The organism is Sporacetigenium sp. TC11, assembly GCF_058146105.1.
This window is the reverse complement of record NZ_JBYVNY010000006.1, coordinates 184063-199167: the sequence shown is the minus strand read 5'-3', so window position 1 is coordinate 199167 and position 15105 is coordinate 184063. Positions and strand designations below refer to the sequence as shown.

The following is a 15105-nucleotide window of genomic DNA, read 5'->3' as shown; positions in this document are numbered from 1 at the left end:
TGTAACTGGAGTTTCTTGTCTTTCTGCAAGTAAAGCCATAGGCACATCGGAATCTACAAAGTCTATCTGTGTTATTTGCAGTAAATCCCTAAGGCTCACTTCTGTTTCAGTATAAAGTATACCTACCCTTGTACTTAATCTAACAAATCTATTGTTAACTCCAAGATTAGAAAGTCCTGTTTCTATATCCCCTGTATAAGCTATGAAATACTTTGTTGTAGTAGGCGCTATGTATCTAGGTATCACTTTATCATCTCCTTCTATTTACGTATCATATATTATATATATGTTTTTTGAGGATATATAATAATAAATAAAAGGCTTTGTTAGACAAAAAGGTTGTTAAATATACTAGTTATTTTTAATATTAGCAATAATAAAAGACTGGGTTTTAACATAGTCTTAAAATTAAATGTATAATTATTCAGTACTATAACCTTTTTCAGTCATATATTTAACGAAACCTTCGACATTGTCACTTCTACCTATATATCTTACTGGATCAATTGATACCTGTACAACATCCTTACCACAAAATTAATTAGAACTAAACCTTTTAATCCGATAAAAGGATTTGTTATTTTAGATGAATAAGAAATCAAAAACAAATGTAAGTACTATTACACTAACTTTTCTTTTGGGAAAGCTTATCACACCTATATATTATTTATAACTAATATCTTAATAAATCACCTAACCACATAAATATTCATGAATTATTTCTTGAATATATCTTCTTCATCATTATATTTCAAAAGTACTTTAACTAAAAATTTATGTTCTTCATCTTCTAATTTACTTATCTTGCTTAAATCTGTAAGTACTGTATCTTTATAATCTCTAGGCTGAATATACCCCTCATCTTTGTACAACCATATATTAAAATCTAGGAATCCATCTGATATTCCAGTATGTTTTTCTGTTAAATACAAAACCATATCGTGATTAGGGTTTCCTAATTTTTCTGCTTTTTTTATATCGATTTCGCTCTTTCTCTTTTTTCTTCCTATATTAGCAAAGTAATTAGTTTCACTTTTAGAAAAACCATTTTCTTTATCTATATTCACTATATAAATATTTTTATTATCTTCATTTAACCAATGGGATGACAAAGCACCACCAGTAATCTCCTTATCTGTTGCATTTATGTACATGTTAAATCCTATTACTATGGCTATTATTATTAATATCAATACTACATGTCTATTATATTTTTTCATAACAAAATTTTCCCCTCTTTAATAAACTTCATAAAATCTCTTTATTATAACTCTGGTCTATCTAAAATATACCTATAATCTTCTATTGTTTGAGCTGGTGCAACAATAATCTGCCCGTCCCATTCCTTCATCCCCAATAGTACAATTGAATTTATATCATACATCTTAAACATGAAGACAGATAGATCACCTTGATTATCTTTAAAAACAGAACCTAGCACACTTGTATAATTAGTTCCTTCTGTAACACCACCAAATTTATACTCCTTATTATCTATTACCATTGTTCCTTCTAGTTTGTTAATAAAGTGAGGATTGAAATTCAATATTGATCCTCTATATAATCCCCTGTATAAGTTAGCATTTATTTTTATTTTTGTTTTCTTTAATATTTTTTTATTACTAGCTTTTACAATAATTGTTTCATTAAATGTTTTATGTATAGGTATTGGTTTTCTGTAATTATATAAACCTATTGAAAAAATTAAAGCAATTACTATTATGAAACCTACTTTAAATGTTAAATTATTTGTTTTTTTCATCTTTAATCCCCCTGAGACTACCTTTATTTAATTATTACTTATATATCTAAATGCTTTGTAATTTAATATATTAAATCGGATAATCTGTTGAATAAGTAAATTAAATAGTTAAGTACTATAACCATTATACATAATATTTTTGTTGTATTGTATAAAAACTTGTTAATATTTAAACAATACGATTTCTTATTACTTGCGTTTTATAGAAATAAATACATATATTCATCGCTTATAATGGTCTGCGTCTAACAAAAAGTCCCAAGGTAAATCTTATAGGGCTATATCTATGACTAAAAAAATATGTTAACTTTTTCACCTATAAAAACTCATTGTTGCCCTATGAAAGTATGGATACTAAGGTTGAAGAAATTAACGTAAGGACATAGCAGAGCAACGGTTTTATGCCCTGGAGTGGACTAACTCTTTATTACATTAAGTAAACTAGCTAGGTGTGCGTTTTTTGCACGCTTAGCGGCATCTCTTGAAAAGAATAAAATAAAGGTATCATGTCTGCAAGAGATGATACCTACTTTAAGCATGGTTTTAACTAAAATATTTTTAAATGGTAATTATATGTAGCACAATTAGATACAACAGAAGCATACAATCAAGTAAGCTTTACTGATAAAGAACTGATAACATGGGACCACAAATGCCATTTTCACTTAATACAAAATCATATAATGGGACCTGGGCATTTAAAGTTCCTGTTAAAGTAGATAAAACTTTAAGTAAGAAAATAGAGTTTAAAAATACTACGGGGGAAGGGATTACTTTAGATTCAGTAGTAATAACACCGTTTGAAACTATAACTACTGTTAATTTTGGAAATATAGCAACTATAAACAAACAAGGATTAGACATGTATGAAGTTAAACTTTATGATGAAAACAATAAAGAAATCAGTTTTACTAATAATAAATCTGATAGTTCTAAAATCATAAACTTAAATGATACTGAATATGAGAAATTTGAACAAAGGATAATAGATATAGATGAGGTGATTAAGCTAAACTAATAGCTTAATTGTTTAGAATAAATGTCTACAAATACAATATATAAGATTTTAAGATTTGGCTACATTTTAATATAATGCTGAAAATAAATATATAGTTAAAGGAGGGAAAAATTCTCCCTCCTTATTGCGTAATATATAAATATTATGTATTAAACTCTAGTTTTATTATTTTTATTTTTTAACTCTTGCAATATTAAATATCCCCACATTGATATTACTCCTGCTAAAAACAATATGGCTAATCTAACAGATTCTATAGATTGAAGATATACATCTTGAATAGGTATATATATTATAGTTAGGAAATATCCTAAAAAACATGTTCCAACCCCTATAAGAAATACATCTAGTTTGTTCACAAAACCAATCCCCCTTTATAACTGCTTCAACCTTTTTTTCAAGTTTATATGAATTTGATCCGAGTAATAATTATTATATAACTCTATTAAGCTAAAGCATTTTCTAAAAAATTTTGTAATTAATTTGCTTTTGTGTTTTTAAATCTAGGGTCTTTTTTATCCATATATATATGCATTTTTATTATTTGACCTACTTTTATTAAATCCGTTTTACCTTCTAAGTTGTATAATTTTTACAAATTTATATTAGCTGATTAGCCTTATATAATTTATTTAAAAAGAAATAAATATGTAAGAACTAAACTCGATATTATATTTACACTACTTATGATTAGATAGTTTTTATTCAGTTTTCTAGGTAGAATACAAGTTAATAAAAAAACAATACCTAAGCTGCCTCTAAGAGTATAACTTGTTTCATGCAAAAATATGGAAAATGTCGTAGCTAACAATACAAGCATTAATACTACGCAATAAAAATACATAACCCAATCTTTTTTGTTTTTACTTAAATCCATCTCCCTATACCCCTTCAATTAATTATAATATATCCCAAATATCACTTAATGTGCATAATTTTACTAATGCGTATTATATAAATATTATGAATTTTTCTTTATGTAAATTTTAAAAGACTTTATAGCCAAATACATCGTATATATAGCAATAAGTTTTATTAGCCAATCAAAAGCCATACCAAAAAAACTAAAATATAACACCCCATTATTAACAACGTCCATAAACATCCCCCTTTTGTATACTTATTGTAACTATCATAAGGTTACACTAATGCGTAAATAGCTTGTACTGTATTTTGATAATACAGTTTCATTACTATTTTCATTATACACAACCTACCTTTATTAATATATAAAAAACGTTTTATATATTAATATTATGTATTCTTACTTATGTATCATTAATATCTAATAAAATAAGAAATATCAGAGAATGTAATGACCTCTGCTATTTCTTATTAGCTTTAACTTCCGGATAATCTGTTATAACTTTAATCTAGTAAATCGTTAGTTTTTATTAACAGTGTCTAACCAAAATTCATATATTATCATAAGAATTGATGTGCCTATAAAAATTTAAAGGTGTGATTGTAAATGTACAATTGTAGACAGATTATACATGAATTGCAGGAGCCTTGTGTTACACCTATCTGTGCTTTAATTAGGGGTTTTCAAAGCTTGCCAGAACTCCCTCCTGTAGATGTATATGTAAACGACATAATCGTAGCTAGAAATTTTCAATATAAAGACATGGCTCAATACAAAACTTCATGTTTTGAAGTTTATAATGTTAAGATTTTTCTAACAGGTACTAAAGATAAGCCTTTAGCAGATATTAATAATATAAAAACACCTGTGGGTCAAATATTAACCTTTGCAATAACTGGAAGTGTAGAAGATATAAATATAGTACCAATAATAGATGATATCAATGAACGCATAAGACCTGATGAAACTAAAATCAGATTCTATAATCTCGATAATTCTGTTATATCATTTGAAATGAGTTTGCCACAGGGTTCAATATCTCAAAGTCTATCTTATCTTCAAAGTACTAACTACAATTTAATAAATTCAGGTAGACATAGATTTCAAGTTAGTTCATCCAACCCAAACGTACGACCAATCGATATAAATATTGACCTTAAACCAGGGAGAATATATACATTGTATATTACAGGAAGTATGGATCCCAATTCTCCAGGATATAAAACTGGCAATATTCCACAAATTATATTAGCTGTTGATGGAAATACCTTATATAATAAATGTTTAGTCTAGTGATGATAAAAAGAGCCCTAAAAAGGCTCTTTTTATTTATATATATTTAAATCTCTGAATTAATTATATTGTAGTAGGAGTTTACTGTTAGGAAATAATAAATCATATATATCACTGTATAGGCACTTACAGTTATTATTATGGGCAGTGTTAGATTTATCTTTATAAGTCTTTCTAAAAGTGTTGAAGCAACTAAGCTGTGTATTATTCCAATTACTAGTGGTAGTGCAAAGACTATAAATATTTGTTTACTAATTGAAGCTTTTATTTCTTTGTTAGTTACCCCTATATTTTTAAGAATTTTATACCTACTTTTATCATCATTAGCCTCTGATAACTGTTTAAAGAATATTATACTTCCTGTAGCTACTAAGAATAATAATCCTAAGAAAGCACCTAAAAATATTATTAAACCCGAATAAGCAAGTCCACCTTTATATTGTGAGTAATATGATGTAAACTTAATAGTACCTTCATCATCTTTAGGAAGTCTCTCATCTAATAAGCTAGTAAGTTCTTTATCTAGATTTTCACTATCTTTTTTATTATCGGTAATATATCCTTTAATTCTATAGGTATTATCTTTTGTGTGATATTTATTATAAACATCATCTTTTACTACAACAGAATATCTCATCATGCTGGAGTTTGTAAGGGCATAACCCTTAAAGTTCACAACCTTAATAGGTAACTTCTCATTATTTTCTTTTATTGTAATAGTTTGTCCAGTATAGTCAAACTCTGATGCGAAATTTATTATTTGACCAAATACAGCTGCTTCATTATTAGCTTTAAGTTCTATCTTATCCTTTAATCCTCTTACTCTTGCAATTTCATTATACTGACTTTCTGATATTATATAAAAACTAGCCTCAGAAATTTGTTTTTCTAAAGATTTTTTAGATAAAATAGGCCACGATCCATTTACCTTAACGAAATCCATATCAACAGAATTTATAATTTTATTTTTAGGATACTTTGATATTATAGATTCTACATCTTTATCTAATGATTTATCATTACTTGCATATGAATAAGTAAATCCATAGTTTTTCTGTAAATCTACTGAAAGGCTATAATAAAAGCTTGATGATACCTCCATTGCAGTAAGAGTTGCTGCACTTAATACTGCTATTGTAGCTAAAGTTCTAGCACTTCCTTTAATCCTGTACAACAACTGTGAAGTACCTATCATATTAATACCGTTATAATAGTTTCTTTCATTTTTTCTTGAAAGCTTAATAATTAATAGTATTAATGAAGAAAAGAGCATAAACGTTCCTATTACAGTTAATATCAATGTTATAGGTATGGCAAAAATAGTATAAGCTGAAGTTGATCTCATATATATGAAGTACCCTACACCTATTAATAAAACTGAGGCTATTGAAAGTATAACCGAAGTTTTTGGTTCTCTCTCTCCTTGATTTTCTGCCTTAAAAAGTTCTATAAGTTTGAATCTATATATAAGTCTGTAACCATGTATTGAGGTTATAAGGAATATTATGGTAAATACAACAACAGTATTTAAAATTGCCTTTAAAGGTATCATAAATGCAATATCAGCCGAAAATCCCATAAGCCTAATCAAAAGCATTATAAATAGTTTTGAAAGCAAGCTACCAATAAGTATTCCAGTACCTAATGCTCCTATACCCATAACAATATTTTCATAAAAAAGCATTCTTCCTATTTGTTTCTTTCTTATTCCAAGAAGAGAATAAAGGGCAACTTCCTTTTTCCTTTTCCTTATAAAAAAAGAATTTGAATACCAAATAAATATAGCAACGAATACTGCAATAACTATGGCTGCTGCTTTAAATACAGTTCCAAACTGTATTGAAGAACCAACAACCTGTTGAACCTGTGTATTATATTGTATTGAAGTAAAAGTAAAGTAAATCATTATACTAAATACCATAGATACAAAATATAGGAAATAGTTGTAAAAGTTTCTTTTTATATTTTTAATAGATATATCAAATAAGGTCATTATTTTCTCACTCCTTTCAAGTAAATTTATTATATATCAGTTAATCCTCCGCCAAGAGTTTTCAGAACGTCAAGTATCTTCTGGAAGAATTCCTTACGAGAACTCCCTCGGACAAGTTCTGTAAATAATAAACCATCCTTGATAAAGATTATCCTTTTGCAATAGCTAGCTGCAAAAGCATCATGAGTTACCATCATTATAGTTGCTTTGTTATTTTCATTTAAATCGCTTAAAGATTGAAGTAGTTCAGATGATGACTTTGAATCCAAAGCACCTGTAGGTTCATCTGCAAGAACTAAGGCAGGCCTACTTATAATTGCTCTAGCTGCTGCAGTTCTTTGTTTTTGACCTCCTGAGATTTCATATGGATATTTGTTTAAAATATCATCAATTCCAAGGCTTGATGAAACCTCATTAAGTCTATTTTTTATCTCATTTAAATTCACCTTTGAAAGTGCTAATGGTAAAACTATATTTTCTTTTACTGTTAGAGTATCTAAAAGATTAAAATCTTGGAAGATAAAACCAAGTTTATTTCTTCTGAAAACAGATAACTTCTCTTCATTCATTTTTACTATGTCCTCATCCCCTATAGTAACAGTTCCACTACTTGGTTTATCTATGGTTGCAATAATATTTAAAAGTGTTGTTTTTCCTGCGCCTGAAGGACCCATTATGCCTACAAATTCACCTTCTTTAATATTCAAATCTATATCGTGAAGTGCTGTGTACACATTCCCTCTTGAACCATAAACTTTTTTTAAATTCCTAACTTTTAAAACATCATTCATTTTTAAACCTCCCTTTTTCTATTGTTTTAATTTATATACTAATTGTACAAAATACAGGAGTTTCAATCCATTTATCTAACTTACAAAACTATATTTATATCTTACATTTATGTCACAAATACAAAAATTCGCTCAAAAAAAGTGGCAATGCCACTTTAATGTAGGTAATCTAACAACTTTGGAAATATAATTGTTACTTTTGTATATTCTCCATATTTTGATTCAATCTCTATATCATGGCCAAGCTTTCTTGCAAGCTTTTTAGAAAGATATAATCCTATGCCCGTTGATTTATAGTTCTCTCTTCCGTTATAGCCTGTAAAGCCTTTTTCAAAGACTCTATCAAGGTCTTCTATTTTAATTCCTATCCCGTTATCTTCTATAATAAGCTTTTGAGCTTTGTCTTCAATTAATCCGTAGATTTTTATTCTTCCACGGTCAGATGTGTATTTTAATGAATTAGACAATATTTGTTCTATAATAAAGGAAAGCCATTTTTTATCCGTTATAACAATTAAATCAGTATTATTAATTTCTATATTTATTTTCTTATTAATAAAAGTTTTAGCCTGCTTTTTTACTGCTTCTTTAACTAATCTATCTAATTCAACTTCATTTATAAGATAGTCTTTTGAAAAATCATCTATTTTAGAATGATAAAGAGCTTGTTCAATGTAATTTTCGACTTTATCTAATTCTTCTTCAAGGCTGTACAATGTCTCTTTATTTGGTGTGTTTAAATTATTTTCAATTAACAGCCTGCTTACTGATATAGGAGTCTTTACTTGATGAACCCACGAAGTTATAAACTCTTCATAATCTTTTTTTTGGTCGAAAAGACTTTGGTTTTTTGAGCTTTGCTCATTGTTTAAAGATGAAAGCACCTCCTGAAAAAGAATTTGTTCGTAACTTTTAGGCTTTGGAAGGCGATTTATTATTTCATCTCTTTGATTTTCAACAATATCAGATAGACTTTTATAATAACTTCTATAATAAATATATCTTGATATTATATAAATAATAAAAAAGAAAAATGAAACCAAATTAATATATACTATAGTTCCCATAATATCTTTAGTACCATCTAAATATATTACCATTGATATAAATATCATGAGCAAAAAGTAGCAAATTATTGAATATTTTCTATCAGCTAAAAACTTGGTAAATTTCATATAATTATATACCCTTGGCCTTTCTTAGTTTGAATAAAATCACTGAGACCTAAATCCTCTAGCTTTTTTCTAAGCCTATTTATATTTACAGTTAAGGTATTGTCGTCTACGAAGCTTTCATCTTCCCAAAGTGCTCTCATTATTCTATCTCTACTTACTATTTCTCCCTTATTATTCATAAGATTATAAAGAATTTTGAATTCATTCTTAGTAAGCTCTAATTTATTATCTTTAAATATAACCGAGCTATCTCTTATGTTGAGTACCACCCCATTATGTTCAATTATATTTGAAAAGGCACTTGTATAATTATAAGTCCTTCTTAAAAGCGCATTTATCTTTGCCATAAGTACATCTAGAGAAAAAGGCTTTTGAATAAAGTCATCTCCACCTAGGTTTATAGCCATTATTATATCCATATTAGTATTTCTAGATGATATAAATATTATTGGAACTTTTGAGACTTCTCTTATTTTTCCGCACCAATAAAAACCATCATATGAAGTCAAGTTTATATCCATTAAAACAAGATGAGGCTCATATTTTGCAAATTCATCAAATACGTTATTAAAGTCCTGTATATAACATCCCTGAAATCCCCATTTCACAATATTTTCTAAAATTATTTCCCGCATTTTTTGATCATCTTCTACTATCATTATTTTAAACATGAGTAATATTCCTTTCATAAAAGTGTTGGGTGGCCCGTAAAGCTTTAAAAACATTATATAATATTTGATATAATAAAAGTAGGATGTATCCAACTTTTTCCAATAAGGAGTTTTATAGTTGTTTAATCAAAAAAACAAAGAGCATCATGCTCTTTGTTTAATTATAACTCTATAATCAAATATGGATTTTACAGTTTCTATAATATTCTTCGATTCATTATTTTCCAAGCTATCGTATATTAACATTACTTTAGGGCATAAAGTAATTAATGTACTTATTAAAAAATCCTCATAGCTCAAATTTTCTTTTAGAAACATATTTATAATGTCTTCATCGTCCTTATTTTCTAAAATATTGTTATCTTTATCGTATAATATAAATGATCCATTTTTTAATATATTTACTTTTAATAAATCTATTTTTTCTTCTTGTACATCTACAAAATATCTAAGTGCATTTATAAATTCATCCTTATTTTTCTTTATTAAATATTCCTCTATACCTCTACTGCTAATCTTATAAATTTCACTTGAATAACCCTTCATTCTAAACTTAATAAATCCGTCTATATTTATATGGTTGTTTGTAGATATATAGTCATATACATTATTAAATATACTGTCTTTAATAAAAGTTTCTTTTTTATCAAAAATTTTTATAGCATATTTATATATATCTTCTATATCTTCATCAATTTTTCTATAAGTTATTTGTATGTTTGCTTTTAGAAGTTCTTCTTTCATTCTATGTATGATTGCGTTTGTTATTTCTGATGCTATTCTAACTTTAGTCGTGTCTTCTTTATTCTTATCAATATATAAGTTTATTTCCACAGAATCACTATTACATCTTACATCCTTATTGAATGTACCCGACTCAATGAAATTTCGAAGCGCAGATTTATGTTTACTTAATATCCTAAGATGTATGTATCTGTGTGTCAACATTCATCACCCCTTTTGTCATAAATACAGTTATAGATTCAGTATTATCACTTTAACTTATTCTTATCATTTTATTATTATTTATTCAATTTAATACATTATAATAAAAAAAAGACTAGGTTTTATTAAACCTAGTCTTACCCCTATGCATATATATCTGAAAACTCTATATGTATTCTCTCTACATTGCTAGTTCTTATTATTTCTTCTTCTTTTATATCTTCTTCAAATATAACAACAGGTAGTGTTATAATAAATTCACTTCCACGTCCAAATTCACTTTTTACATTAATTTGTCCTTCATGTTGTTCAACTATAGATTTTACCAAAGATAATCCTATTCCACTTCCTTCTTTATTTTTTTTGATAGTCTCATCTACTTGCCCAAATCTATCAAATATTAACTTTAATTTATCCTTTGGGATACCTGTTCCTGTATCTTTTACAGAGATTTCTATATTATCTTCTTTATCGTATATATTTACACTTATTTGACCATATTGATTTGTAAACTTTATAGCATTTGATAATAAATTTAATATAACTCTTTCTATTTTATCTGGGTCTATAGCTATAATTTTTTCTTCTACTTCAGTATCAAATATAAGTTCTATATTCTTTTGACTTGTATAATCAGTAATTGATAAGGTTATATCCTCTATTATACTTACTATATTATGATTTTCTCTTTTTATATCATAAAATCCTGATTCCATTTTGGTTACATCTATAATGTTATTTATAAGTCTAATTAGTCTAAAACTATTTTGATTTACAGTAGCTGTATGTTTATTTATTTTTTCTTCAGTTAGATTGTTTTTTCTATTTTGAGCTTGTAAAAGCTGGCTAGATCCATAGATAACGTTTAACGGTGTCTTTAGCTCATGTGACATATTTGCAAAAAACTCAGTTTTTATTTTATCATAATAAACTCTTTCTTTAAACTTCTCTTTTAATTTTTGCGATTTCTTCTTTTCAGTTACATCTCTTACAATGACCAAAATATGCCCCTTGCCTGTAATTTCAAAAGGCATAGCAGATAATTCTATATCTAAAATCTTTCCATCATGTCTTATAACCTTGTCTGCTACATATTCTATTGTTTCTTTATCCTCTATAATCTTTACTATTTTATCAAACATAATATCGTCGTATCCTGAAACTGTTTTAACAAACTTCCCCCTAGCCTCTCCAATTAATTCACTTTCACTTTTGACATTTAGTATATTAGACATAGCTTTATTAGCATAAACAAACTTCTTATTATGTAAAATACAAATACCATCTGGTAAAAGCTCTATTAACTTCCTATAAGTTCTCTCACTTTGCTTCAAATGATTTTCTGCATATTTACGCTTTGAAACATCTTTAAACATAGTTAAAACTCTTAATTTGCCATCTTCTTGAATGGTAGTTGATGTTACCTCTACATATTTAATAATTCCTTTATTATCTTTTATAGCATACTCATAGTTAGGGTCAACTTCATTTCCTCTTAATATATCTTCCTTCCTTTTTGAGTTGATTGATTTATGTTCTGGATGAATAAATTCTTCTAAACGCCTTCCTAATAAATCCTTTTTATTTTCCATGCCTAATATTTTAAGTGCTTCTTCATTTGCATATAGCATTTCTCCATCACCCTGTATTACTATACCATTAGGTGTGTTTTCAGCTAATTTTGTATATCTTTCATTGCTTTCCTTTAATTCTTCTATCTTATTATTTAAGTTTTGATTTGCTAAATTCAATGATATATAGGACTTTTTAAATTGGTTTGAACAATGGCCTTATATATTAAATAATAAGATAAAAAGTTTAAAATATGGCCTATCATATTTGACTGTCCATACACACTTGCATATGTAGTAAACATAGCTCCTGCTAATATATCTAATCCAAGTGAAGCAAAAATTAATTTATATTGGATTTTCTCAAAATGATTTTTGTTAACTCTAAGTATAATTGAGGCTATAAAAAGTATTCCCATAGTTATATGTTCACTAATTATTTTAAAATATGTCAAACCTTTTCCTTCTACAAAACAATCAGGGAATATATTTGTATAAAACACTATGTGTATTGATAATACAGTTAAGATTCCATAAATAAATAATGTTTTATTGAACTTTAATTCTTTATTTATATACAAAAAACTAATAACAAGAGAAGTACTTTGTATATATCTAATAATAATCCATAGTTGAGTAGGAGTATTTGCTGTAATATTTGGAATTATGTTCATCCCTTTGTATGTTAAAACATGAAAAAAAGTTATTGCTGCAATAGAACAATAAGCTATACCCAAAAACCCCATATAACTGTTTTTATTTAGAGAATAAGTATTATAAGCAATTACGGTTATTACAATTCCTACTATTACAGCAAAAAGATCAATCATACTGTGAAACAGTATATAGTTTTTATTTGCTACCAAGGTCATAGTTGCTACAAGTAGTGCTAAAGCAAAAACTTCTTTATGTATTCCATAAGCTAAGTGTTTTTCTCTTGAACTTATAAGCACCGTATCCAAGATGATACCCCCTTTATATTTATATAATGTCAATTTCTTGTTGTTCTATAAACATACCATTCCCTGGTATATTTTACCATATTACTCCTTGTTTAAACATATACTGTTTAAATCTGTCATTAAATTAAATTATTTATTACTTTTTAAAAATAAAAATGAGCTACTTAAAGTAGCTCATTTTTGGGGATAAGGTTAGACAGACGAAAGCTAACCTTAAGTTAATTCTTTGTTCATTTGTTATGAAACTATACATACAATAAGGGAACTTATATTTAATTCTATATATGAATACAAAATCCTTTTTATTTTATTTAGGAATAAGTCGGATAATTCTATCATCAGATTCAACAGGATTGCCTCTGCCATCTCTATTACTTGTAGCCAAATATATTGTTCCATCCTTACCTTGAATAACTTCACGCAAACGTCCATATTCATTTCTAAACAATGATTCAATATTCCTAACTACCGTTCCTTTTCCATTTAACGAGATAGATAGTAGTTGTTGTCCACGCAAATTAGTAACAAGTAATTTCCCTTTCCATGGTCCTTGATTCACAAATGCAATACCTGATGGTGCCCATGTTTCTTCTCCGCTGTGTATCAAAGGCTTTTGCATATTAACTTCCTTGGAGACTTCATCCCCTTGAACAAGAGGCCAGCCATAATTTGATCCTGGTTGTATTATGTTTATCTCGTCATGGGCTGATGATCCATGCTCTGATTCATAAAGAACATTATTTAAATTCCACGCTAGACCTTGAGGGTTTCGATGACCTAAACTATAAACAGATGAGTTAGCAATTGGATTGTCACTAGGAATACTGCCATCTAATTCTATTCGAAGTATTTTCCCAGCTATACTTGTAGGGTCTTGCGATAATGAAGCATTCCCTGAATCTCCCGTTCCTATATATAATTTCTGATCAGGACCTATCTTTATCCTTCCTCCATTATGAATTCGTCCCCCAGGGATTTTATCAATAATAACCTTGTCAATGGATGCCTTGTTACTGTTTTCAACCAATCTAACAACACGGTTATATGTTTTATTACCTTCTACATATGTATGCATAACATACATATAACGGTTTTGTGAAAAATTTGGATCTAGGGCAATACCCATCAAACCGCCTTCACTTTGACTTATAAAGGGTGCACTAAATGTAATTAGTGGCTCTGGATTAAGTTTGCCATCTTCAATAATTCTAATTGTCCCAGGTCTCTCCGTAAAATATAGTTTACCTTCATCGCTTATATCTATGGCCCAAGGTACATTTAACTTTTCAGCAATAACTTCAATTTCATATGGAAATTGCCTCGATGTAATTATTTTTACTTTGGCCAAAATGTTATAAATTACTTTTTTCATACTATTATCCTCCAAACATAAATGAATAAATATTTCAACCAATACCATATTATTCATTTGAGAGGCTAATAGTACCATATTGGTTAGCCAATTTATATTAATAGCATTTCTACATGTAACATAAATCCTTAATAAATCATAGAATATATAAAAAGCAATGGAGGAATAAAAGTGGCAGATTTTCAATTTTTCAGTGGCACAATTACCATGATTGAAGATTTTTTAATAGATGAAAGTGGACAGGGAGCAGGATGCTATAAACGAATGTCTTTACTAAATGGAAATGGGTCTGTAGTAAACTTTGTGGTATCACCAGACACTTACTTTGTAGACAATGTAATGGTAAAGGTAGGAGATAAAGTAACTGGATATTACGATGCAAGTTTACCTGTTATCCTTATTTATCCACCACAATATAGAGCAATTGTTATGGTAAAAAATACACCATATTATAATGTGAAAGTAGATTATTTTGACAGCTATTTAGTTAGTAGTGACAACATGTTAAGATTAATAATTTCTCCATATACTCAAATAGTATTGGAAAATGGTCAAGCCTTTAATAGAGTTCCTACAAATAGAAATTTAATTGTTATTTATGGAGCTTCTACAAAGAGCATACCAGCCCAAACAACGCCATATAAAATTATAGTTATGTGTAAATAGAATAAAGTTACTTTACTCAAA

At 27.8% G+C, this 15105-nt stretch carries 16 protein-coding genes; 3 read left to right on the top strand and 13 right to left on the bottom strand.

The features are described 5' to 3' along the window. The 3 genes from ACUSRV_RS10940 to ACUSRV_RS10930 form a co-directional block, all read right to left on the bottom strand. Window positions 1-246 (bottom strand): hypothetical protein (locus tag ACUSRV_RS10940; protein WP_490141991.1); only part of this gene is annotated, 246 nt, incomplete at its 3' end. 470 nt (window positions 247-716) lie between these two features. After that, entirely contained in the window at window positions 717-1220 is a 504-nt protein-coding gene (locus tag ACUSRV_RS10935; protein ID WP_490141990.1) for a hypothetical protein, read from the bottom strand. A gap of 44 nt (window positions 1221-1264) precedes the next feature. Then, entirely contained in the window at window positions 1265-1762 is a 498-nt protein-coding gene (locus ACUSRV_RS10930) for a hypothetical protein (protein ID WP_490141989.1), read from the bottom strand. Window positions 1763-2414: 652 nt separating this feature from the next. Here ACUSRV_RS10930 and ACUSRV_RS10925 point away from each other — a divergent pair. Beyond that, a complete protein-coding gene (locus ACUSRV_RS10925; protein ID WP_490141988.1) occupies window positions 2415-2780 on the top strand; it encodes a hypothetical protein in 366 nt (121 codons plus the stop codon). 149 nt (window positions 2781-2929) lie between these two features. Here the strand turns inward: ACUSRV_RS10925 and ACUSRV_RS10920 are convergent, their stop codons facing one another. Together ACUSRV_RS10920 and ACUSRV_RS10915 are read right to left on the bottom strand one after the other, a co-directional pair. After that, a complete protein-coding gene (locus ACUSRV_RS10920) occupies window positions 2930-3139 on the bottom strand; it encodes a hypothetical protein (protein ID WP_490141987.1) in 210 nt (69 codons plus the stop codon). A 602-nt stretch (window positions 3140-3741) separates the two neighbouring features. Next, on the bottom strand, window positions 3742-3879 hold the full coding sequence (locus ACUSRV_RS10915; RefSeq protein ID WP_490141986.1) for a hypothetical protein: 138 nt from the start codon (window positions 3877-3879) through the stop codon (window positions 3742-3744). 372 nt (window positions 3880-4251) lie between these two features. On the opposite strand from ACUSRV_RS10915, the gene ACUSRV_RS10910 reads away from it, so the two are divergent. Then, window positions 4252-4938, top strand: a complete 687-nt coding sequence (locus ACUSRV_RS10910) for a DUF4397 domain-containing protein (RefSeq protein WP_490141985.1) — start codon at window positions 4252-4254, stop codon at window positions 4936-4938. A gap of 46 nt (window positions 4939-4984) precedes the next feature. Here the strand turns inward: ACUSRV_RS10910 and ACUSRV_RS10905 are convergent, their stop codons facing one another. From ACUSRV_RS10905 to ACUSRV_RS10870, 8 genes are all read right to left on the bottom strand, one after another. Beyond that, window positions 4985-6931 carry an FtsX-like permease family protein gene (locus tag ACUSRV_RS10905; RefSeq protein ID WP_490141984.1) on the bottom strand — a complete coding sequence of 649 codons (1947 nt, stop codon included), beginning with the start codon at window positions 6929-6931 and terminating at the stop codon, window positions 4985-4987. A 29-nt stretch (window positions 6932-6960) separates the two neighbouring features. After that, the gene (locus tag ACUSRV_RS10900) at window positions 6961-7722 is read right to left on the bottom strand and encodes an ABC transporter ATP-binding protein (protein WP_490141983.1); all 762 of its coding nucleotides are present in this window, start codon (window positions 7720-7722) and stop codon (window positions 6961-6963) included. 155 nt (window positions 7723-7877) lie between these two features. Beyond that, window positions 7878-8897 (bottom strand): sensor histidine kinase, encoded by a 1020-nt coding sequence (locus ACUSRV_RS10895; RefSeq protein ID WP_490141982.1) that lies wholly within the window; start codon window positions 8895-8897, stop codon window positions 7878-7880. After that, window positions 8894-9568, bottom strand: coding sequence for a response regulator transcription factor (locus ACUSRV_RS10890; protein ID WP_490141981.1), 675 nt, complete (start codon window positions 9566-9568; stop codon window positions 8894-8896). Before ACUSRV_RS10890 ends, ACUSRV_RS10895 begins: the two co-directional genes overlap by 4 nt. Before the next feature lie 144 nt (window positions 9569-9712). Further along, window positions 9713-10516, bottom strand: a complete 804-nt coding sequence (gene ytxC, locus ACUSRV_RS10885) for a sporulation protein YtxC (RefSeq protein ID WP_490141980.1) — start codon at window positions 10514-10516, stop codon at window positions 9713-9715. Between the two features lie 140 nt (window positions 10517-10656). Further along, window positions 10657-12264 carry a sensor histidine kinase gene (locus tag ACUSRV_RS10880; protein WP_490141979.1) on the bottom strand — a complete coding sequence of 536 codons (1608 nt, stop codon included), beginning with the start codon at window positions 12262-12264 and terminating at the stop codon, window positions 10657-10659. Beyond that, window positions 12261-13037, bottom strand: coding sequence for a membrane-associated sensor domain-containing protein (locus ACUSRV_RS10875; RefSeq protein WP_490141996.1), 777 nt, complete (start codon window positions 13035-13037; stop codon window positions 12261-12263). Before ACUSRV_RS10875 ends, ACUSRV_RS10880 begins: the two co-directional genes overlap by 4 nt. A gap of 316 nt (window positions 13038-13353) precedes the next feature. Further along, window positions 13354-14496, bottom strand: a complete 1143-nt coding sequence (locus tag ACUSRV_RS10870) for a PQQ-dependent sugar dehydrogenase (RefSeq protein WP_490141978.1) — start codon at window positions 14494-14496, stop codon at window positions 13354-13356. A gap of 93 nt (window positions 14497-14589) precedes the next feature. Between ACUSRV_RS10870 and ACUSRV_RS10865 the strand changes: the two genes are divergently transcribed. After that, the gene (locus ACUSRV_RS10865; RefSeq protein ID WP_490141977.1) at window positions 14590-15084 is read left to right on the top strand and encodes a hypothetical protein; all 495 of its coding nucleotides are present in this window, start codon (window positions 14590-14592) and stop codon (window positions 15082-15084) included. Window positions 15085-15105: the final 21 nt, after the last annotated feature.